This window comes from Bacillus sp. EAC, from assembly GCF_002156875.1.
Taxonomy (GTDB): Bacteria; Bacillota; Bacilli; order Bacillales; family Bacillaceae_G; genus Gottfriedia.
Window position 1 is genome coordinate 58,121 of record NZ_NCSY01000013.1, and the last position, 22,027, is coordinate 80,147.

19 protein-coding genes, 12 tRNA genes and 1 rRNA gene are annotated in these 22,027 nt (G+C 34.7%); 30 read left to right on the forward strand and 2 right to left on the reverse strand.

The features are described 5' to 3' along the window. The first annotated feature begins 134 nt into the window (after positions 1-134). Together lysA and B7R65_RS18435 are read left to right on the forward strand one after the other, a co-directional pair. Positions 135-1,457 (forward strand): diaminopimelate decarboxylase, encoded by a 1,323-nt coding sequence (gene lysA, locus B7R65_RS18430; protein ID WP_088044306.1) that lies wholly within the window; start codon positions 135-137, stop codon positions 1,455-1,457. A 159-nt stretch (positions 1,458-1,616) separates the two neighbouring features. Beyond that, on the forward strand, positions 1,617-2,774 hold the full coding sequence (locus tag B7R65_RS18435) for a C40 family peptidase (protein ID WP_088044307.1): 1,158 nt from the start codon (positions 1,617-1,619) through the stop codon (positions 2,772-2,774). A gap of 87 nt (positions 2,775-2,861) precedes the next feature. Here the strand turns inward: B7R65_RS18435 and mscL are convergent, their stop codons facing one another. Next, positions 2,862-3,254, reverse strand: coding sequence for a large conductance mechanosensitive channel protein MscL (gene mscL / locus B7R65_RS18440; RefSeq protein ID WP_088044308.1), 393 nt, complete (start codon positions 3,252-3,254; stop codon positions 2,862-2,864). A gap of 149 nt (positions 3,255-3,403) precedes the next feature. Between mscL and msrA the strand changes: the two genes are divergently transcribed. The 14 genes from msrA to B7R65_RS18510 all read left to right on the forward strand — a co-directional run bounded on the left by msrA (position 3,404) and on the right by B7R65_RS18510 (position 18,825). Continuing rightward, positions 3,404-4,354 carry a peptide-methionine (S)-S-oxide reductase MsrA gene (gene msrA / locus B7R65_RS18445; protein WP_088044309.1) on the forward strand — a complete coding sequence of 317 codons (951 nt, stop codon included), beginning with the start codon at positions 3,404-3,406 and terminating at the stop codon, positions 4,352-4,354. Positions 4,355-4,520: 166 nt separating this feature from the next. Then, entirely contained in the window at positions 4,521-4,748 is a 228-nt protein-coding gene (locus B7R65_RS18450; protein WP_088044310.1) for a hypothetical protein, read from the forward strand. Between the two features lie 402 nt (positions 4,749-5,150). After that, on the forward strand, positions 5,151-6,422 hold the full coding sequence (locus B7R65_RS18455) for an MDR family MFS transporter (protein WP_088044311.1): 1,272 nt from the start codon (positions 5,151-5,153) through the stop codon (positions 6,420-6,422). Between the two features lie 175 nt (positions 6,423-6,597). After that, positions 6,598-7,698 (forward strand): D-alanine--D-alanine ligase, encoded by a 1,101-nt coding sequence (locus B7R65_RS18460; RefSeq protein ID WP_142288279.1) that lies wholly within the window; start codon positions 6,598-6,600, stop codon positions 7,696-7,698. A gap of 78 nt (positions 7,699-7,776) precedes the next feature. Then, on the forward strand, positions 7,777-9,159 hold the full coding sequence (locus B7R65_RS18465) for a UDP-N-acetylmuramoyl-tripeptide--D-alanyl-D-alanine ligase (protein ID WP_088044313.1): 1,383 nt from the start codon (positions 7,777-7,779) through the stop codon (positions 9,157-9,159). Positions 9,160-9,177: 18 nt separating this feature from the next. After that, positions 9,178-9,825 carry a YdeI/OmpD-associated family protein gene (locus tag B7R65_RS18470; RefSeq protein ID WP_088044314.1) on the forward strand — a complete coding sequence of 216 codons (648 nt, stop codon included), beginning with the start codon at positions 9,178-9,180 and terminating at the stop codon, positions 9,823-9,825. 168 nt (positions 9,826-9,993) lie between these two features. After that, entirely contained in the window at positions 9,994-11,562 is a 1,569-nt protein-coding gene (gene cshA / locus B7R65_RS18475; protein ID WP_088044315.1) for a degradosome RNA helicase CshA, read from the forward strand. A 220-nt stretch (positions 11,563-11,782) separates the two neighbouring features. Next, complete coding sequence (gene uvsE / locus B7R65_RS18480) at positions 11,783-12,748, forward strand: UV DNA damage repair endonuclease UvsE (protein ID WP_088044316.1); 966 nt, start codon at positions 11,783-11,785, stop codon at positions 12,746-12,748. A 23-nt stretch (positions 12,749-12,771) separates the two neighbouring features. Beyond that, positions 12,772-13,125 (forward strand): holo-ACP synthase, encoded by a 354-nt coding sequence (acpS, locus tag B7R65_RS18485; RefSeq protein ID WP_088044317.1) that lies wholly within the window; start codon positions 12,772-12,774, stop codon positions 13,123-13,125. A gap of 250 nt (positions 13,126-13,375) precedes the next feature. Continuing rightward, a complete protein-coding gene (locus B7R65_RS18490) occupies positions 13,376-14,389 on the forward strand; it encodes a LolA family protein (protein WP_088044318.1) in 1,014 nt (337 codons plus the stop codon). A gap of 166 nt (positions 14,390-14,555) precedes the next feature. After that, entirely contained in the window at positions 14,556-15,734 is a 1,179-nt protein-coding gene (gene alr, locus B7R65_RS18495) for an alanine racemase (RefSeq protein ID WP_088044319.1), read from the forward strand. 132 nt (positions 15,735-15,866) lie between these two features. Beyond that, positions 15,867-16,148 carry a CopG family ribbon-helix-helix protein gene (locus B7R65_RS18500; protein ID WP_069033898.1) on the forward strand — a complete coding sequence of 94 codons (282 nt, stop codon included), beginning with the start codon at positions 15,867-15,869 and terminating at the stop codon, positions 16,146-16,148. Positions 16,149-16,152: 4 nt separating this feature from the next. Continuing rightward, positions 16,153-16,503 carry a type II toxin-antitoxin system endoribonuclease NdoA gene (ndoA, locus tag B7R65_RS18505; RefSeq protein WP_056476047.1) on the forward strand — a complete coding sequence of 117 codons (351 nt, stop codon included), beginning with the start codon at positions 16,153-16,155 and terminating at the stop codon, positions 16,501-16,503. 123 nt (positions 16,504-16,626) lie between these two features. After that, the gene (locus tag B7R65_RS18510) at positions 16,627-18,825 is read left to right on the forward strand and encodes a Tex family protein (protein WP_088044320.1); all 2,199 of its coding nucleotides are present in this window, start codon (positions 16,627-16,629) and stop codon (positions 18,823-18,825) included. On the opposite strand, the gene cmpA is transcribed toward B7R65_RS18510, so the two are convergent. Then, complete coding sequence (cmpA, locus tag B7R65_RS18515) at positions 18,815-18,925, reverse strand: cortex morphogenetic protein CmpA (RefSeq protein WP_088044329.1); 111 nt, start codon at positions 18,923-18,925, stop codon at positions 18,815-18,817. The genes B7R65_RS18510 and cmpA overlap by 11 nt on opposite strands. A 313-nt stretch (positions 18,926-19,238) precedes the next feature. On the opposite strand from cmpA, the gene B7R65_RS18520 reads away from it, so the two are divergent. The 14 genes from B7R65_RS18520 to B7R65_RS18585 form a co-directional block, all read left to right on the forward strand. Continuing rightward, positions 19,239-19,691, forward strand: a complete 453-nt coding sequence (locus B7R65_RS18520) for a SprT family protein (RefSeq protein WP_088044321.1) — start codon at positions 19,239-19,241, stop codon at positions 19,689-19,691. 82 nt (positions 19,692-19,773) lie between these two features. Next, positions 19,774-19,848 (forward strand) — tRNA-Asn (locus tag B7R65_RS18525). A gap of 7 nt (positions 19,849-19,855) precedes the next feature. Beyond that, positions 19,856-19,946 (forward strand) — tRNA-Ser (locus B7R65_RS18530). Positions 19,947-19,953: 7 nt separating this feature from the next. Next, positions 19,954-20,028 (forward strand) — tRNA-Glu (locus tag B7R65_RS18535). Positions 20,029-20,040: 12 nt separating this feature from the next. Next, positions 20,041-20,116 (forward strand) — tRNA-Val (locus tag B7R65_RS18540). A 13-nt stretch (positions 20,117-20,129) separates the two neighbouring features. Then, positions 20,130-20,205 (forward strand) — tRNA-Asp (locus tag B7R65_RS18545). 81 nt (positions 20,206-20,286) lie between these two features. Further along, positions 20,287-20,361 (forward strand) — tRNA-Gln (locus B7R65_RS18550). A 194-nt stretch (positions 20,362-20,555) separates the two neighbouring features. Then, a tRNA-Gln gene (locus tag B7R65_RS18555) sits at positions 20,556-20,630 on the forward strand. A gap of 112 nt (positions 20,631-20,742) precedes the next feature. Then, positions 20,743-20,815: transfer RNA gene (locus B7R65_RS18560), tRNA-Lys, on the forward strand. Positions 20,816-20,828: 13 nt separating this feature from the next. Then, positions 20,829-20,911, forward strand: a tRNA-Leu gene (locus B7R65_RS18565). A gap of 569 nt (positions 20,912-21,480) precedes the next feature. Next, positions 21,481-21,557 (forward strand) — tRNA-Arg (locus B7R65_RS18570). Between the two features lie 5 nt (positions 21,558-21,562). Beyond that, positions 21,563-21,639, forward strand: a tRNA-Pro gene (locus tag B7R65_RS18575). A 5-nt stretch (positions 21,640-21,644) separates the two neighbouring features. Then, a tRNA-Gly gene (locus B7R65_RS18580) sits at positions 21,645-21,718 on the forward strand. A gap of 87 nt (positions 21,719-21,805) precedes the next feature. After that, a 16S ribosomal RNA gene (locus B7R65_RS18585) occupies positions 21,806-22,027 on the forward strand; the annotation flags it as partial.

Consider the following 22,027-nt stretch of genomic DNA (forward strand, 5'->3'; position numbering starts at 1 on the left):
ATTGGCTAAATCCTTTTAATATTTAAAAGTACTAGGCACATGAACATATCCTTCATGTGTCTTTTTTAATACACTAATACATTGATGAAGCTTCTTAGAATGAACTTACATTTAGTTATGAAGGGAGAATATTAATGTATTTACATGGTACTAGTCGAATTGATCACAATGGACATTTAGAAATTGGAGGTTGCAGTACAGTTCAATTAGCAGAACAGTATGGTACACCTTTATATATATACGACGAAGCATTAATTGAATCAAAATGTAGGGAATTTCATGAAGCGCTAAAAAAGACAGGAATGAAGTATCAAGTAGCGTATGCTAGTAAAGCATTTTTATGTATGGAACAAGCCCGTTTAATTGAAAGAGAAGGACTTTGTTTAGATGTAGTATCGAGCGGTGAATTATATACGGCACTACAAGCAGGGTTTCCAGCCGAAAAGATTCATTTTCATGGAAACAACAAGTCTATTGAAGAGCTTGAAGAAGCATTGGATGCAAAAATTGGTTGTTTTGTAGTCGATAACTTTTTTGAACTAGAAGTTTTACAAGCTCTAGCAGAGCAACGTGGAGAAATTGTTTCAATTTTATTACGTGTTACGCCTGGGGTAGAAGCGCATACGCACGAATATGTAATGACAGGTCAAGAAGATTCAAAATTTGGATTTGATATCATGTCTAAGCAAGCATATGAAGCAGTTGAAAACTCTATACATTCTCAAAATTTAAGATTATTGGGAATCCATTCCCATATAGGATCTCAAATTTTTGAACCAGATGGATTTGTTCATGCAATTAATATATTAATTAGCTTTTTAAATGGTATAAAAAATGATTTAGAATATACAGCAGAGATATTAAATGTAGGTGGAGGCTTCGGAATTCGTTATACTTCAGAAGACGAACCTTTAGCTATTCATACTCATATTGAAACAATTACTTCTATTATAAAAGAAGAATGTGAAAAATTGGGTTATGCACTTCCTGAGTTATGGTTAGAACCAGGTCGCAGTATCGTTGGTGAAGCAGGTACAACACTATACACTGTTGGGGCAACTAAAAATCTTCCATCCATTCGAAAATATGTTTCAGTTGATGGAGGAATGACAGATAATATTCGCCCAGCACTTTATGGATCTAAATACGAAGCAATGCTTGCTAATCGTGGAAAAGATGAAAATAAAGAAGTTGTTTCAATAGCAGGTAAATGCTGTGAAAGTGGAGATATGTTAATCTGGGACTGTGAATTACCGGTAGTTGAAAGTAATGACTTATTAGCAGTATCTTGTACTGGCGCATATGGATATTCAATGGCAAATAACTATAATCGTATTCGTCGTCCAGCAGTCATTTTTGTAAAAGATGGAACTTCAAGAGTAGTTGTTCGACGCGAAACATATAAAGACTTAGTTAAAAATGATATGATTTACATTGAAAACTCTTCTATTAGATAATAGAAGAGTTTTGTTTCTATTTCGTTAATTTTGAATTATTATTTATCGACATATAAAGACATATTTATCATTTATGTTACAATATTGTAACAAAAGCGACTCACTTCGCGAATCTATGGTATAAATACAAAGTAGATAAGCGAGAGGAGACACGCTGAAATGTTTAGAAAAAAACTTACAGTGCTGGCTATTGCAGGTGCTTTAATTGTATCTTTAACGCCAAATGCTTCGGTTTATGCTGAAAGTAAAGTAGAAAAAAAGCAAGCTGAAGTAGGTAAATTTCAATCACAATTTAAAAAATTAAGTAACGATGTTAAAAAGATAGATTCACAGATTAAATCAACTAAAGAAAAAATCGCTGCTAAAAAAGCAGAAATTTCTGAAACACAAGAAATCATAAAAGATAAAAATGCTAGAATTACATACTTACAGGATCGAATTGAAAAACGTAATGAAATGTTACAAGACCGTTTAGTTGCGATGCAAAAGCAACCAAAAGTTAATTTAGTAACTGATGTTCTATTTAATTCTGATGGTATTGTAGATTTTTTCAATCGTTTAAATTCAATTAATACGCTTTTTCAAGCGGACCAAGATATCATAAAAGAACAAGAGTCAGAACAAGCGGAAGTTAAGAAAGAAAAACAACTTGTTGACGAAAAGAAAGATGCTCTTGTAAAAGCTAAAGAAGATTTAGTAGCTCAAGAAAGCGATTTATCTAAATCACAAGCAGCTAAGCAAAAATCATTAAGATCAGCTGAATATAGATTAAAATTAGCAGTTAAAGAACTTCAAGATGCTAAAGAAGACGAAAGAGTAAGAGAACTTGAAAAACAATCACTTGAATTAGCCGAATTATCTAATGATGGTGATGACAATGATAATAGCAATACTGGCAGCAGTAGTAATGGATCATCTGGCAGTGGATCAGTTTCTGATAATGACGGTGGGCCAATTGCTTCAGGTAACGCAATTGTAGACTTTGCTATGCAATATCAAGGTGTTCCTTATGTATTTGGCGGTACTTCTCCAAGCGGATTCGATTGCAGTGGATTTATTTGGTACGTATATTCACATAATGGATACAGTATCTCACGAGCAAACGTAAAATCATACTGGAGTAGAGCGACTAAAATTAGTTCTCCACAACCTGGTGACCTAGTATTCTTAGAAAACACTTATATAAATGGTCCATCTCATATGGGTATTTATATTGGTGGAAACAAAATGGTTCATGCTGGAAGTAAAGGTATTGGTACAATCAGCATTAGTAGTAGCTGGGTACAATCTCACTTCTTAGGATATGGCCGATTCTAATAAACTAATAACCTCGTATTATATTTAGTATAGTACGAGGTTTTTTATTATTGATAGATTAATAAAAAAAGGCATAAGCTCATTATATTATGAGCTCATGCCTTTTTGATTTTCTGCTTGTTCTTTTAATAGGTCGCGAATTTCAATTAAAAGTGCTTCCTCTTTTGATGGTACAACAGGTTTAGCCTCTTCAACAACTTTCTTTTTAAACGACAATCGATTTATTAAACGGATAAAGAAGAATACTGAAATAGAGATAATAAGGAAATCGATTACGGTTTGTATAAATGAGCCATACATTATACCGTGAAACTGAAAGCCGGTAAAATCACTTTTTCCTAAGATAAGTGCGATAATTGGCATCATGATATCAGCAACTAAAGAGGATACAATCTTACCGAAAGCTCCACCGATAATTACCCCGACTGCCAAATCAAGCACATTACCTTTTAATGCAAACTTCTTAAACTCTTCAAACATTTTTATTCCTCCTGTGCAATTATCGTATTAGTTTACATACAATTATTAAATCTTTCAAGTCTGTAATTGACACTTATAAGCAAAAATATTTATATCAGCTATTTAATATGGTAAATACTAAGTAATGACAATTATTAGGGGGTTAAAGAATGGGGAATGAATTAGCTACATTTGCCGGAGGTTGTTTTTGGTGCATGGTAAAACCATTTGATAAAGAAGACGGCATACTAAAGGTCATGTCAGGTTATACTGGTGGCGAAAAAGAAAACCCAACTTATGAAGAAGTATGTACGCATATGACTGGGCATTATGAGGCTGTTCAAATTACGTTTGATCCAGAAGTATATCCGTATGAAAAATTATTAGCATTATTTTGGCAGCAAATTGATCCAACTGATGCAGGTGGACAATTTCATGATCGAGGCAGTTCCTATAAAACAGCTATTTTTTATCATAATGAAACACAAAAAGAACAAGCGCTAGCTTCAAAAGAAGAAATTGAAAAAAGTGGAGTATTTAAAAAGCCAATTGTGACAGAAATTCTACCTGCTAAACCTTTTTATGAAGCGGAGGAATATCATCAACATTATTATAAGAAACATCCACTGCGCTATCAGCTTTACTATAAAGGTTCAGGCCGACAACGGTTTTTAAAAGAGCATTGGAAAACAGGGCAAGAAGAATTAAAGAAAAAACTTACACCAATTCAATATTCAGTAACACAAGAAGACGCAACAGAGCCTCCGTTCCGAAATGAATTTTGGGATCATAAAGAAAAAGGAATTTATGTTGATATCGTTTCTGGCGTACCCTTGTTTAGTTCAATCGATAAATTTGATTCTAGTTGCGGATGGCCTAGTTTCACAAAACCAATCTTAAAAGGCGAAATTGAAGAGAAAAAGGATTATAGTCACGGGATGATGCGAATTGAAGTACGTAGTGCAGAAGCTGACTCGCATTTAGGTCACGTTTTCGATGATGGACCTGGACCAGAAGGGTTGAGATATTGTATTAATTCAGCATCCTTGAAATTTATTCCGTATGAGAAAATGGATGAGGAAGGTTACGGTAATTATAAAAGTATCTTTTTTAATAAATAGTATGTACGTCAAACCGAGATAGGGAACATCTCGGTTTTTTCTATTATTCAAAATATTTCAAGAAAAGGGTTACAACAAAAAAGATTTATGATAATATAAAAGTGTCACAAAGTTGTCACATTTTAGGTATTGCAATTCACAAAAAATAATACAGGAGGTTATTTATATGAAGCAAACTGATTATGAAATCGTTGAAACTTATACAAGATATTCTGGTATTGCCTTTTTTATTGGTCTTATTCTTTTTTTACTTTATTTCACTGGAAACGGTTTCGTACATACCGACTTAATGTTAACAGTGAGCATTGTATTGATGGGCTCTTGTTCTACCTTATTTTTATTAGGGACTTTTTTGGGATTGATGTTTACAATTTCTACAAAAGAACAAGCTTAAAAAAAAGAATGGGTGTTCAATGACTTAGGTCATTTGAACATCCTTTTATTTTTGTTTCAATTTTTATTTGATGAGGCGTTTTTTAAAATTTGGCTTTGTTAAAGAAGATAGTTGATTTCCACTACAGGATGCTTGCTTTCCGGGGGCATGTGTTGAGCCTCCTCGGTGCTATGCGCCTTGCGTGAGTCTCAACTTTCCCGTTACTCCCACTGGAGTCGAGCACCTTACGTCCAATCAAAATCTTATATATCGATTGTCTTCTTTACGTCAACCTAACTATAAAAACAATCTTTTAAAGGAAGCTTTTATATATAAAACAATATACATTAACAGAGCCTAAAATTTAATTCATCTTATCAAAATACTTATCAAGTTTATACGCACTAGGAGGTGTCGCATTAGATGGGATTTTTTAATAAATTAAAGGGAATGGATCGCAATGTGTGGATCCGGGTAATTGGTGAAACGATTACAAGTAGTGCAATGATGATGCTGATGCCGTTTTTTGCATTATATTTAGAGGGCAAAGTTGATTCAATGCTAAAAGTAGGTTTTATTATGTCTATTTCACCTATAGCTTCATTATTTGGTTCAATGGCTGGTGGAAGATTAGCGGATCTTTACGGACGAAAGCGAATGATGGTTTTTTCAACACTTGCTTCTTCCATTATTCTTCTATTATTTTCAATAGCAGAAGGTTATACTGCATTTCTGATTTTATCTATTTTATTAGGAATAAGTAATTCCTTTTTTAATCCAGCTGCATCTGCTATGGTGGCTGACGTGACTGAACCAGAAGAAAGAACCGAAGCATATGGATTGTTAAGGGTAGGAAGTAACTTTGGGACAGTAATTGGTCCTTTACTTGGCAGTTCAATTGTTTTCTTTTCAAAAGATAGTTTGTTTTATATTGCTGCAACGGCTTTAGGTCTATATAGTATCGCTCAATTATTTTTACTGAAGGAAACCCTTCCAGTAGGAAATAAAACGAAAAATGAAAATGAGGGTTCAAAAATTCCTCTTAAAAAAGTAATGAATATTATCTTGGCAGATAAGTTACTTTTATTTTACGTAGCAACCGGGGTTATCATTTCGATGGGTTTCTCACAAATTGAAGGTATGCTTCCATTGTATTTCAAACAAAGTTTTCAGTCACGTTTTGGAGAATGGAATCCTTATCCGTTTTTAATGTCAATTAATGGATTACTTGTAGTATTACTACAATTTCCTGTTTCAAGCTATTTAGCGAATCGCTCTATCGGAAAAACGATGTTTTATGGGACAGTATTATTCGGTTTAGGCATTTTATCAATCGGATTAGCTCCACCACTATTATTATCATTTGGATTAAGTAAATGGATAATATTAATCGTTTTAGCATTTATTTTTATTTACTATACATTTGGTGAGATGGTCATGTCACCAGTACAAATGACTTTCGTTGCGAATATTGCACCTGAAGAGTTAAGGGCAACTTATATGGCAGTTGGAAGTATGAATTGGACAATTGGGGGATTCCTTGGTCCGTTATTAGGTGGATTTTTATTTGATTTAAAATTAGGATTATGGCTATTCGTGATATTAGGCACAGGTGTAGTTATATCAGGCTCGATGTATCGATCGCTTGATGAAAAAGTTGCCAATAGAGAAAATGAACAGGAGCTAGCACAATGACGCTAGCTTTTTTGTTTATGTCGTGACTAGCTCTATTGGCAATCACTTTTTTGTTTTTTCACATATTAAACGTAACTGCATATGTTGTAAAGAATTATAGGTTTCTACCCATAAAGGCTTATACACTTTGGGAGAAAGTGGTACAATAGGAAGAGCAAAAAATAGTAGGGGGAACATCATGAAGATTAAGTTAGGATTATTATATGGCGGAAAATCTGCTGAACATAAAGTATCATTACAAACAGCTTTTGCCGTTATTTCTGCTTTAGATCACACAAAATTTGATGTGTATCCAATTTATATAACAGAGCAAGGTGAATGGTTACAAGGTAAACAAATTGAAGGTAAAGTAGAAAGTGTTGCTGCTTTAAAATTTACAAATGAAGATCAAAACGTAAATGAAATTGCTCCAGTTGCATTAACTTCATCAATTATTCCTGCAGCCTCAAATCAAGAATCAACTGGACCTGTTGATGTTATTTTCCCATTATTACATGGACCAAATGGTGAAGACGGAACAGTTCAAGGATTACTCGAACTTTTAAATATACCTTATGTTGGAAATGGTGTTTTAGCATCATCGGCAGGTATGGATAAAGTTATTATGAAAAACTTATTTGAACAGGCTGGAATTCCGCAAGCAAAATATGTGCATTTCTTAAAGACTGATTGGAAATCAAATGCAAATACTTGTTATGAAAAAGTTGAACAAGAATTAGGTTACCCTGTATTTGTTAAGCCAGCAAATTTAGGATCAAGTGTTGGAATTAGTAAAGCGAAAGATCGCGAATCATTAATTGCTGCATTTGAAGAAGCATTCCAATTCGACCGTAAAGTCATTATTGAAGAAAACATCGTAGGACGTGAAATTGAAGTTGCTGTACTAGGTAACGATAAGGTTGAATGTTCTGTTGTTGGAGAAATTAAACCGTCAGTAGAATTTTATGATTACAATGCAAAATATGAAAGTGGAGATACGGGTCTAATTATTCCCGCTCCAATCGAAAATGAGACATATGAAAAAATTAAACATTTTGCAGAAGTTGCATTTAAAGCAATTGATGGTTCTGGTCTAACTCGAGCTGATTTCTTTGTGACAGAAGATGGTGGCGTATTAATGAATGAAGTAAATACGATGCCTGGTTTTACGCCGTTTAGTATGTACCCACAATTATGGCAGGCTACAGGTTTAACTTATCCTAAATTAATTGAGAAATTAATTGACTTAGGTATAGAACGCCACGAGCAAAAACAACAAATTAAATATAATATTTAACAATTGAAAACACTATTCATGTCTGAATAGTGTTTTCATATGAGTAGACTGAAATACTATGTAAGAGGAGTGGTGACAATGTCAATAGTGCGTACTTTATCTCAAATTGTAAACATGATACCAGGAAGTGAACTAGTAGGAGAAGATTTAGTGATTCAAGGCGTATCAACAGATTCTCGTGACGAGTTAAATGGTAAATTATTTGTTCCAATTGTTGGTGAGAGATTTGATGCACATCAATTTTTCCCTCAAGCAATCGAAAATGGTGTAAAAGCAGTTTTTTGCTCAAGGAATTTTTCTAACGTTCCTTCCAATGTTTCTGTTATATTAGTCGATGATACATTAGAAGCATTACAAACATTGGCAAAATCTTATTTGAAAGAATGGAATGGAAAAGTAGTTGGTATTACGGGCAGTAACGGGAAAACATCTACTAAAGATATTTTGACAAGCATACTTTCAGCAAAATACAAAGTACATAAAACACAAGGAAACTTTAATAATCACATAGGTCTCCCTTTAACTGTCTTATCAATGGAAGAGGATACAGAGGTTGCAGTATTAGAGATGGGTATGAGTAATTTTGGGGAAATCGAATTTCTATCAAAATTAGCAGAGCCCGATGCTGCGATTATTACAAATATAGGTGAGTCCCATATGCAGGAACTAGGTTCTAGAGCAGGGATTGCAAAAGCTAAACTTGAGATTGCGAGTGGGCTATCTAATGAGGGGTTATTAGTAATTAATGGGGATGAGCCTTTATTAATTGAAAGCACACGTAATAATCCTTCAACTTATGCAATTGAGACATTTGGATTTGACGATAAAAATGATTTCTACCCAACTTTTATTGAAATGAATGAAACTGGTAGTGAATTTGAAATAAATAAATCGCATAATATTCGTTTCAAATTAGAAGTTCTAGGAAAACATAATATTAGTAACACTTTGGCTGCTATCGCAGTTGCTAGAAAATTTTCATTAACATGGGAAGAAATTAGTGTAGGAATGCAACAATTAGAAATGACTAAAATGCGAATGGAATTACTTAAAAATCAAAATGGACTAACGATTATAAATGATGCTTATAATGCAAGTGTTACTTCAATGAAGGCAGCTCTTTTATTTGCTTCGGAATTAAATGGCTATGGCAATAAAATTGTGGTATTTGGAGATATGTTAGAGCTTGGTGATCAAGAAATTGCATTTCACGAGGAAATTGGCGAAGAAGTAGTAAAGCTTCAGTTTGATTATCTTTACACATATGGTCCATTAAGCAAGTTTGCTGCCGTTTCTGCTTTTGAGCAAATGAATTCTTCTCATGTAAAAAGTTTTGATGACAAAACTAAATTAATTGAAGATCTAGTACAACACGTTAAACCGAATGATCTAGTATTGGTGAAAGCTTCTAGGGGCATGAAGTTAGAAGAAGTTGTAAATGGATTATTAGAAATGAAGTGATAGGGAGCAGTAAGAAATATGAATACGGCCTTGTTAAAGAAGTTGCGTTTAAATGTAGATGAACCTGCATTGTTAATAAATGCACCTGAAGAATTTGGGGAATTAATGAAAAAAGCATTAAAAACAAACCTTCACTCAGAACCAAGTGGACATTATGCTTATGTTCAAGCCTTTTGTTATTCATGTGAAGATGTTGCTAAATTCGCTCCGATTGCAGTTAGTTCATGTGGTCACGATAGTTTACTATGGATGTGCTATCCTAAAAAGAGCTCAAAAATAAAAACAGATATTACCCGCGATATGGGGTGGAGCGATTTAGAAAAATTGGGATATATAGGAATTGCTTTGGTTTCCATCGATGAGACTTGGTCTGCGATGAGGTTCCGAAAGGCGGAATTTACTAATACGCAAAGAAGAACTGCTTCACCGCCAAAAGTTAATACAAGTACTGGAAGTAAAATCGTAGAAATCCCTGTTGATTTACAGGAGAAATTTGAAGAATATCCTGAGTGTAAAACTTTTTTTAATAGTTTAGCTTACACTCATCGCAAAGAATATGTTCACTGGATTTCTGAAGCAAAGAGGCAAGAAACAAGGGTTCGTAGAATTAATGGTACGATTGAGAGACTGCAAAAAGGGATAAAGAATCCTAGCATAAAAGTATAACTTAATTTGCATTTTGGAGAGAATGTCCGTATAATGAGTAGATATTGTTTCCTTTTCATGATACTTCGGACTATTGTTTTCCACTAAAAACGAACCTTCCATATGTGAACAGTCACGAAACATATAATTTTTATAGATATAATTGAGATACAAAGGAGATTAAACAAATTGACAACATTTCAAGAATTAGGATTAAGTAGTAAAATCCTGTTTGCGATTGAAAAATTAGGCTTCGAGGAAGCTACTCCAATTCAAGCGCAGACTATTCCATTAGCAAAAGAAGGCCATGATGTAATTGGTCAAGCGCAAACTGGTACTGGTAAAACAGCCGCATTCGGTATTCCTTTACTAGAGAAAATTGATGTAGATAATAACCATGTTCAAGGACTTGTTATTGCACCTACACGTGAGTTAGCTATCCAAGTTGGCGAAGAATTACACAAAATTGGTATGAGTAAGGGTGTTAAAATCCTTCCAATATACGGTGGACAAGATATTAACCGTCAAATGCGTTCGTTAAAGAAATTCCCACATATCATTGTAGGAACGCCTGGTCGTATACAAGACCATATTAACCGTCGTACAATTCGTCTTAACAACGTAAATACAGTTGTTTTAGATGAAGCAGATGAAATGTTAAATATGGGATTCATTGAAGATATTGAAGCAATCTTAAAAGAAGTTCCTGAAACTAAACAAACACTTCTTTTCTCTGCTACAATGCCTGATCCAATTCGTCGCATTGCAGAAACTTTTATGAAAAATCCTCAAATTGTAAAAGTACAAGCGAAAGAAGTAACAATGCCAAATATTGAACAACATTTTATTGAAGTTCAAGAAAAGAAAAAGTTCGACGTGCTTACACGTTTATTAGATATTCAAACTCCAGAATTAGCAATCATTTTCGGTCGTACAAAACGTCGTGTTGATGAATTATCTGAAGCATTAAACTTACGTGGTTATGCTGCTGAAGGTATTCATGGTGATTTATCACAAGCAAAACGTGAGCAAGTACTACGCAAATTTAAATCTGGTTCAATTGATGTGTTAGTTGCAACAGATGTAGCTGCTCGTGGATTAGATATTTCTGGTGTAACACATGTATACAATTTTGATATTCCTCAAGACCCTGAAAGTTATGTTCACCGTATCGGACGTACAGGTCGTGCTGGTAAATCAGGTATTGCGATGTTATTTATCACGCCTCGTGAATTCAATCAATTAAAAAATATCGAGCGTACAACAAAACGTCGTATGGAACGTATGACTGCACCTACATTGGATGAAGCAATTGAAAGTCAACAACGCATTATTGCTGAGAAATTAACTTCAACAATGGAAAGTGATAACTTAGCATTCTACAAACGTATTGCTGAAGAATTACTTGAAGAACATGATTCAGTAAGTGTTGTAGCAGCTGCGTTAAAAATGTTAACAAAAGAACCAAATGAAACGCCAATTCGATTAACTGATGAGCCACCTATGGTGAAACGTGACCGTGGCGGTCGTGGTGGAAACAGTGGCGGCGGCGGTGGATTCCGTCGTGGCGAAAACAAACGTGGTGGAGGAGACAGCCGTCGTAGTGGTGGTGGTGATAGCCGCCGTGGAGATGGTCGCCGTGGTGATCGAGATAACCGCGGAGGCGGCGGCGGAGGAAACTTCCGAAGCAAACGTAGCGAAGGTGCACGCGATAATAATCGTGGTGGGCAACGCAGAACTCAAGATAGCAGTAAATAATATTAGTAAGGTGCATGGTGCAAACCATGTACCTTTTTTGTTCGTTTTATTAATAGGCTCTTTAGAGTAGACTCAGCATAAGCCCCACTGAAAGCGAGTTTCCTAGAGTGGAATCCACAACAACATAATTTATAAAAAAATTATTTATTTTTGTAAATATCCGTGTGATTTTGGCTATATTCCATACAATAAGTGAAAAACGTGAGAAAGTTGGAAATAAATGCTTGTAAGACTTGGATATGTTGCGATGAGTATGAATTTACAGAATGCTTCTCCATCGAAAACAATGACTGTCGCACAATTTTTAAAACAAAAGGATAGAGGAGCAGCGATTAGTAAACTTGAACAAATATCGATAACGAATATAAATAATTGTTTGCGCTTATTGAAACACAATAAAGCACATGAAATTTCATTTTTTCGTTTAAGTAGTAAATTAATCCCGTTAGCTAATCATGAAGAAGTTAGTGACTGGAGTTTTATGAAGCCATTAAAAGAAAGTTTATTTCATTTAGGAGAATATGCCTTAAGAAATGACATGCGAATTGATTTTCATCCGGACCATTTTGTAATCTTAAATTCAATTGATGAAGAGTTATTAAAGACTTCTGTCAAAACACTAAAAATGCATTACCAACTATTAAAGTTGATGAATGTTAAGACAGATCATCGATGTGTGATGCATATCGGCGGCGGATATGGTGATAAAGAAAAATCACTTGAACAACTTATTGAGAATTTTAGTTTGGTGCCGGCGCAAATACAAAAAATGATCATGTTTGAAAATGATGATACAACTTTTACATTTGATGAAACATTAATTGCGTGTGAAAAGTTAGGTGTTCCAATTGTTTTCGATTATCATCACCACTTAGTGAATCATGTAAATGAGGATTGGTTAAAAAACTGGGCAAGCGCTGTAGATACTTGGAAGGATTCAAGGTTACCGATGAAAATGCATATTTCAAGTCCAAGAGATGACAAGGATATTCGAGCTCATGCTGATTATGTGGATGTTTCGATGTTTTTAACGTTTTTAAATGAAATATATGGCTCAGTGAACCAGATTGATTGTATGATTGAAGCAAAACAAAAAGATAATGCACTTTTTAAGCTGATGGAAGAATTAAAGAATCATCCGTCTGTAGAAATAGTAAATGAATCTAGTTTTTATTTTAAACCGTGACGAATGAAGGTAAGGGTGAGGGAATGATTGTTGGTATCGGATTAGATTTAGTTGAAATTGAACGTATGAAAGAAATAATAATTTCGCAGCCTCGATTTGCAATACGAATATTAACAGAAGCAGAATTTGAAATTTATACAAACCTATCGCAACGAAGAAAATTGGAGTTTTTATCAGGAAGATTTGCAGCGAAAGAAGCTTGTTCTAAAGCCTTTGGGACGGGGATAGGGAAGGAATTAGGATTTCATGATATTGAAATTTTAAACGATGAAAAAGGTAAGCCAGTTTTAACTGTGGATCTACCTTTTATTCCTTTTTTATCGATTACACATACTGAACATTACGCTGCAGCTCAGGTGGTACTACAACAACTATAGGGTTATTTATGACGGTTACTAAAAAAGTAACTGTTTTTTTTATTTCGTAATTTTTAATTAGCTTGTCATGCTAGTCTGCATATTTTAATGCTTGGCCTCATATAGTTCTATGAGGATAGGAGAAGCAAGGTTGCAACGTGCATGAATAAATCTAGTTTAGACATCTTAAGCTACTCGCGCACATTTATTCAATTGCCTTTGCATTAGATTCTCTTTTTACAATATAAGAGGAACAAAAGGAGCTGGGGAAATGAAAAAAAAGCTTGTAGCGATGCTTGTGGCCTTTATGTTAGTTTTTTCATTAGCTGCATGTGGTAAGAAATCCAAGAGTGATGTAGTAGGATCTTTAAGTAATCAAATGGAAAAAATGAGTGGTTACAAAGCAGATGCCACGTTAACAATCAACAATGGTAATGATCCGCAACAGTATGAAGTAGTTATTTGGCATAAAAAACCTTCATACTACCGAGTGCAATTAAAAAATGCTAAGAGTGATCAAAATCAAATTATTTTACGGAATAAAGAAGGTGTATTTGTTTTAACACCAGCATTAAATAAGAGCTATCGTTTCCAAAGTGACTGGCCATCAAATAGCAGTCAACCATACTTACCAGAATCATTAGTGAAAGATTTAGTTCAAGATAAAGATGCTTCCTTTAAATCAACGAAAAAAGGTTATATTTTTGAAACGAAAACAAACTATACAAATAGACAATTGCTACCGACACAAGAAATTACATTTAATAAAAAAGGCTTAACTCCACAATCAGTTAAGTTATTAGATTCTGATAAGAATGTTGTATTAGACGTTAAGTTTGAAAAAGTGAAGTACAATGCACAATTCGATAAAGATGCTTTTGATGTGAAGAAAAATATGACAAGTGCACGTTTAAGTGTACCTACTTCAACGAATAATAATGACTCTGATTTATTAGTTACGCTTTACCCTAATTACTTAATGAAAGGCGTAACTTTAGAAGACCAGCAAGAAGTTAAGACGGAAAATGGCGTACAGGTCATCCTTTCATATAAAGGTAATAAATCATTTACTTTAATAGAAGAGAAGTCTCGTATTTCAGAAACGGGTACAACAATGGAAATCACAGGTGAGCCTGTAGATTTAGGTCATACTGTAGGGGCGTTAGCAGATAAAATGATAACGTGGTCGTTTGGAGGAACAGACTTTACGATTGTTTCGAAAAATTTAACTCAAAGCGAATTAATCCAAGTAGCTCAATCAGTTGGCCAAACTGGTACAAAATAAATTTTTGCAAACTAAGAAAAGGCGTGATGAAGTTGTATCACGCCTTTTAAATTTGAAATAAACTATGAGTGATAAGGTTAAAGGTTGACAATTCTAGTAAATAAGCAAATAATTTTACACATATATAAAAAAGAGTAATGGGTAAATCGATAAGGAAGTGTAATTTATGACAGAAACGCCATTTTATCGTGACACATGGGTTGAAGTAAATTTAGATGCAATCGAAGAAAATATTGAAAATATCGTATCGCTTTACCCTAATCATCAAGAAATTTATGTAGCTTTAAAAGCGAACGCATATGGACATGGTTATATAGAAGTAGCAAAACACGCATTAAAAGCCGGCGCAACACGCTTATTAGTGGCTTTTATTGATGAAGGAATTTATTTGCGTAATGCTGGAATAGATGCACCAATATTAGTACTTGGGGCATCAAGGCCAGCTGATGTGAACATAGCAATAAAGCATAATTTAACTTTGACTGCATATAATGTTGATTGGCTAGAAGAAATTACAAATTATGTTGGTAATAAAGGTGAATTAAAGCTTCACATGAAATTTGATACAGGAATGGGTAGATTAGGTCTTAAAACGAAGGAAGAGTGGGAAAAGGCTGCTGGATTTCTAATTCAACAACCATCGATAAAACTAGAAGGGGTATTTACTCATTTTGCTACAGCGGATGAATTAAATAAGTCCTATTTTAACGAACAATTAAAGAGATTTTATGAATCAATTGAATGGGTTAAAGAAAGTGGCTTTTCACCAAGTTTGATTCATTGTGCAAATAGTGCAGCAGCTGTATTAGAAACTGGCTTATTCAATACAGTTAGAGTAGGAATAATAATGTATGGCTTAACTCCATCATTAGAAATTAAACCAATTCTTCCGTTTAACTTAAAACCAGCACTTTCATTTCATACAAAAATTTCACATATTAAGCAACTACCGTCAAATAGTGGTGTAAGTTATGGTGCGACTTATTTTACGTCAGATATTGAGTGGATCGCTACACTTCCTGTTGGATATGCTGATGGATGGTTAAGAGATATGCAAGGTTTTTCAGTTTTAGTTGAAGGTGAAAAAGCTGAGATTGTAGGCAGAGTTTGTATGGATCAATGTATGATCAAGCTTTCAAAACATTATCCTGTAGGCACGAAAGTAACATTAATAGGTGAGAATAACGGGGAATATGTGGGTGCAGAGGATGTTGCTATGCATATGAATACGATAAATTATGAAGTCACTTGCCTGATAAATAATAGGGTTCCAAGGATGTATAAATCGAATGGTAAAATTAAGTCGATAAGTAATTATCTAGTAACAGATGATTTTGAGAATTGATGCATGAAAGTATGAAACACTATTATTTGGTTAAGATAAACGGAGATATGTGTCTTTCCATTCCCTGAAAATAATGGTATGATGTAGTGTAGGGAGATATATGGTAATAGTTGATTCTGGAGGTGCTGAAACTTGTCCGAACTAAATGCGACAACTGAAATAACAGTACGTTTACCAAAACACGTAGTAAGCGAACTAGATGGATTAGTAAAGCAAGAAAACGGTAATCGAAATGAATATATTTATCAAGCGACTAAGATGTTTTTAAAGGATCGTAAAAGACGCCAAAGTCGAGAGCAAATGCGACGTGGGTACATGGAAATGGCTAAAATCAACTTATTGATATCTTCTGAGTCATTCTATGCTGAGTCTGAAGCGGATTCTAAAGTGGAGCGCTTAGTTAGCGGGGGGTAATCACTTGATAGTAAAACGTGGCGACGTATATTTTGCAGACCTTTCCCCTGTAGTTGGCTCTGAACAAGGTGGAGTTCGTCCGGTTCTCATAATACAAAATGATATCGGTAACCGTTTTAGTCCTACCGTTATAGTCGCTGCGATTACAGCACAAATCCAAAAGGCAAAACTTCCAACACATGTGGAAATTGATGCTAAGAAATATGGATTTGAACGTGATTCGGTTATCCTACTAGAACAAATTCGAACGATTGATAAACAGCGGTTAACTGATAAAATTACTCATCTTGATGATGAGATGATGGATCAGGTTGATGAAGCGTTGCAGATCAGTTTGGGACTTGTTGATTTTTGAAAGTTGCTTTTTAGCAGCTTTTCATACATAACTTTAAATTATAAAATCGTTTTGTAACCCTTTCGTATTGAAAGGGTTATTTTAGCTCTGTAAAAATTGTCAGACAATGGAGGTAGTAATTATATGTTACAACTATTAGTAAATAAAATTGCATCTGATTTAAGTATTTCGTCACAACAAGTTTCTACAGTTATTGATTTAAAAGAAGAAGGAAATACAATTCCGTTTATCGCGCGATATCGTAAAGAGAAAACCGGTTCATTAGATGAGGTGCAAATTCATACTATTTTAGAAAAATATGAGTATGCAGTAAATTTACAAAACAGGAAAGATGAAGTCATTCGATTAATTGAAGAAAAAGGGAAATTAACGGACGAATTAAGAAAAAATATAACAATTGCTTCTAAGTTACAAGAAGTTGAAGATTTATATAGACCATATAAAGAAAAAAGAAGAACGCGTGCAACAGTAGCGAAGGATAAAGGATTAGAACCTTTTGCTGAATGGTTATTTGCATTACCTACAATCGGTTCAATGGCCGAAGAAGCATTAAAATACATAAATGTAGAATTAGAAGTTAATACAGTTGATGATGTAGTTCAAGGTGCTAAGGATATTATTGCAGAATGGATTGCAGACGATGCAGCTTATCGAAAGTGGATTCGTGAAACTACATTCAAAAAGGGTACAATTGCAGTCGCGGTGAAAGACTCTGATAAGGATGAGAAAAAGGTTTATGAAATGTATTATGAATATACTGAACCGATTTCAAAAATCGTACCACATCGAATTCTTGCTATGAATCGTGGAGAAAAAGAAGAAATACTTCGTGTTACTGTTGAAACACCTATTGATGATATTAAATCGCTTTTAGAAAGAAACGTTATTAAAAAAGATACATTTGTTCGATCAGTCATTGTTGAAGTGTTAGAGGATGCGTATAAAAGATTAATTCAACCTTCTATTGAAAGAGAAATTCGAAAAGAGTTATCTGAAAAAGCAGATGCGCATGCGATTAATATATTTTCAGAGAATTTACGTTCATTATTACTTCAACCACCTTTGAAAGGGAAAATTGTGTTGGGCGTAGATCCTGCATTTCGAACTGGTTGTAAACTAGCTGTGGTAGATGAAACTGGAAAAGTACTTAAAATCGATGTAATCTATCCGCATCCTTTTAGAGGTGAAAGAGAAGAGATTCAGCAGAAGAAAAAAGAACAAGCAATATCCAAAATTAAAGACATACTTGTAAATCATCAAATTGAAATGATTGCAATTGGAAATGGAACAGCGTCTAGAGAAACAGAATTATTTATTTCTGAGATATTAAAAGAACTAAATAATAAACTCTATTATGTCATCGTAAACGAAGCAGGAGCGAGTGTGTATTCAGCTTCAGAATTGGCGAGAGAAGAGTTCCCTAATTTCCAAGTAGAAGAACGAAGTGCAGTTTCAATCGCAAGAAGATTACAGGATCCTTTAGCAGAGTTAGTAAAAATTGATCCGAAATCAGTTGGTGTAGGTCTATATCAACACGATGTATCACAAAAAAGTTTAAATGAATCTCTTACATTTGTTGTAGAAACTTCGGTAAACCAAGTAGGGGTAAACGTAAATACAGCATCAGTTTCTCTTTTACAATATGTATCAGGCTTGTCAAAAACTGTTGCTAAAAATATCGTAAATTACCGTGATGAAAAAGGGAAAATTACGAATCGTAAGGAACTTAAAACGATCCCTAGGTTAGGAGCTAAAACTTACGAGCAATGTATTGGATTCCTACGTGTTCTAGAAGGAGACGAACCTTTAGATCGCACAGGTATTCACCCAGAAAGCTATGGGCAAGTTAAAAAATTATTGAAGCAATTAAATTTTTCATCGAACCAAATCGGATCAAATGAATTAAAAGAAAAAATTAAAACATTAAATATAGAAGAAACTTCTCAGCAGCTAGACATTGGAGAAATTACATTAAAGGATATTTTAAGTTCGTTAATGCAACCTGAAAGAGACTTACGAGATGAATTAGCTGCACCTTTATTACGAAATGATGTGCTTCAGATTGAAGACTTAAAGATCGGTATGGAACTTGAAGGTACAGTTAGAAATGTAGTTGATTTTGGAGCTTTTGTTGATATTGGATTAAAAAATGATGGATTAGTTCATATATCGAGATTGAGTAGTAAATTTATTAAACATCCTTTAGATGTTGTATCAGTTGGACAGGTTGTTAAGGTTTGGATTGCGGAAGTCGATACTAAAAAACAAAGAGTGGGCTTATCCATGCTCCCAATCGAATCGAAAGAAATAGTCAAAGCTTAATTTTTTGATAATAAAACCAACACTGATTTAATAGCTTTATTTGATATCGATTTTTTTCATAGAAAGCTTTTTGTATTTGTGTTTTAAGCCAACTAGGCATTGCCATTTTAAAAACCTCCTGCTTAAAAACTTCGCCCATCTAATTTTAATAAGATGGGCGATGAATAAAATGAGTGAGGAGTAACCTTCCGATACGTCGTATAAAAAGGATAACAATATTGTTCAATTCAAAAATAGAAATTACGTCGTAGTAGAGAGATTTACTAAGAGCAGCTCAATTAGTATATTTTGTACTAATATGGTCTTTTGAAATTCTCATTTGTAAGTTTAATGTATGCACATACCCAGTGAATTGTGAGTTGTATCTTAAAGTTTAGCAAAAGGAATAAGATAATCTTAAGGATGACATGATTATGGAGAATGAAACATTACAAAAATTAGTAGAAGATTTATCAATAATGAATTTCCAACGCCCATTCCTTCATAAGGCTACTTTTAATACTCGTTTGAGAACTACTGGTGGCCGATACTTGTTGAAAACAAGTAATATTGAATTAAATGAGTTGTATTATAAGGAATATGGAGTAGAGGAATTAAAGGGAATTATTTTACATGAGCTATGCCACTATCACTTACACATTATGAAAAAAGGTTATAAACACCAAGATCAAGATTTTAAAGATCTATTAAAGAAAGTGAATGCTCCAAGGTATTGTAAACCATTAATTTCAATCGGAAAAAGAACTTTACCTTATAAATATAAATATATATGTACTAAATGCGGGCAAACCTATTTAAGAAAAAGAAAAATGGACCTAAAACGATATGTTTGTGGATTATGCAAAAGTGTATTAAAACAAGTATAAATAGTATTGACAGGTAATATATGTATAGTTTATATTATTACTTGTCACCACATTACCAGAACGTGGTGATATAAGAGATTATTCCGCAGTAGCTCAGTGGTAGAGCACTCGGCTGTTAACCGAGTGGTCGTAGGTTCGAATCCTACCTGCGGAGCCATTATTATAGAGAAGTACCCAAGTGGCTCAAGGGGCGCCCCTGCTAAGGGTGTAGATCGTTAACGCGGTGCGAGGGTTCGAATCCCTTCTTCTCTGCCATACATAAGGCCCGTTGGTCAAGCGGTTAAGACACCGCCCTTTCACGGCGGTAACACGGGTTCGAATCCCGTACGGGTCACCATTTTTATATTTCGGAGGATTAGCTCAGCTGGGAGAGCACCTGCCTTACAAGCAGGGGGTCGGCGGTTCGAGCCCGTCATCCTCCACCATTTAATTTAATACGGTCCCGTGGTGTAGCGGTTAACATGCCTGCCTGTCACGCAGGAGATCGCCGGTTCGATCCCGGTCGGGACCGCCATTAATTACTACATCTACAATTTGTAGTATTTTTTCTTTTTTGGGAGAAGATATTTGAGATGTAGGTGTGGATTAGTATTAATGGGCTATAGCCAAGCGGTAAGGCAACGGATTTTGATTCCGTCATGCCCTGGTTCGAATCCAGGTAGCCCAGCCATTGTTAATTAGGTTTAAGATTTTTCATTTTAGGTTATAAAATGCTTAAAGGGAAGACTTTGTTAATGTAGTTTTAAAGATTGTCTTTATCATGAGAGGTAATTACAAAGGGTAGGGCAATACAACATAAATAAATACCTGCGATTCCAAATCGTGTAGCTTATTAGTGGATTTTGAATCATGCAGTATAATCATTGGGCTATAGCCAAGCGGTAAGGCAACGGATTTTGATTCCGTCATGCCCTGGTTCGAATCCAGGTAGCCCAGCCATTTAGTTTTTGTGAGCAATAGCTCGTGTGCGAAAGCACGGCCGAATAGACTTCTTAGTAATTTCAAAAGTGTAGTTTATCAACTATTGAACTTTGTGATATTATTTTATTACGAGCCATTAGCTCAGTAGGTAGAGCATCTGACTTTTAATCAGAGGGTCGAAGGTTCGAATCCTTCATGGCTCACTTTTGTTTATTTGCGGTCGTGGCGGAATGGCAGACGCGCTAGGTTGAGGGCCTAGTGGAGGTTTCTCCGTGGAGGTTCAAGTCCTCTCGGCCGCATTAATTATGTATATACCAGACAATCTACAGTCGTAGGTTGTCTTTTTTGTATTTTGTAATACTTTTCATTTTACACTATGAAAATAGGTACTATTGAAATAAGTGAGGAATTTAAGGTTTTTAAATAACCTAGTTTCAGGAAGGCATTCTATTTATAGAAGTAACTAAGACTTAGTAAAAGTCCTATTGTTTAAGGCTAACTTGAAAGTAAAACATCTTTTAATTGATCATTTAAAACATATACTCACTTTTAGGATTACTTAAGTAGATAGTATTGTATTGATTGAATAAATTAAGGGGTATCGCATAAGCTAAGCGCTTCCGAATAACATCAGATTTTATGTAAATTGTAAGATTTGATAAAAGTTATTTTTTCTTTTAAATTATGTTGACATTATATCTTCAATACTTTAATATAGATAAAGTTCCCGTTAGAACTTAACGAAGTTATCAGCAGCTTATCGTAGTAAGCTTGCAAAGTTAAAATTAAATTAACTTCAAAAAGATATTGACTTTTGATAGTAGGTATTATATACTATGAAAGTCGCTAACGAAGTGACGCACAATATGCGCCCGTAGCTCAATTGGATAGAGCGTTTGACTACGGATCAAAAGGTTATGGGTTCGAGTCCTTTCGGGCGCGCCATATTACGGGAAGTGGCTCAGCTTGGTAGAGCACCTGGTTTGGGACCAGGGGGTCGCAGGTTCAAATCCTGTCTTCCCGACCATTTTCGCGGGTGTAGTTTAATGGTAAAATAGAAGCCTTCCAAGCTTCGGTCGTGGGTTCGATTCCCATCACCCGCTCCATTATTTTTTGAACTTTGAAAACTAAACAAAACATGAAGTAAAACGTCAATTATTAGTTTTAGAGCAAAACAAGATTTAAACTTAACTATTATGGAGAGTTTGATCCTGGCTCAGGACGAACGCTGGCGGCGTGCCTAATACATGCAAGTCGAGCGGACTTGTAGGAGCTTGCTCCTGCAGGTTAGCGGCGGACGGGTGAGTAACACGTGGGCAACCTACCTATAAGACTGGGATAACTTCGGGAAACCGGAGCTAATACCGGATGACACAAAGGAACTCCTGTTCCTTTGTTGAAAGATGGCTTTGGCT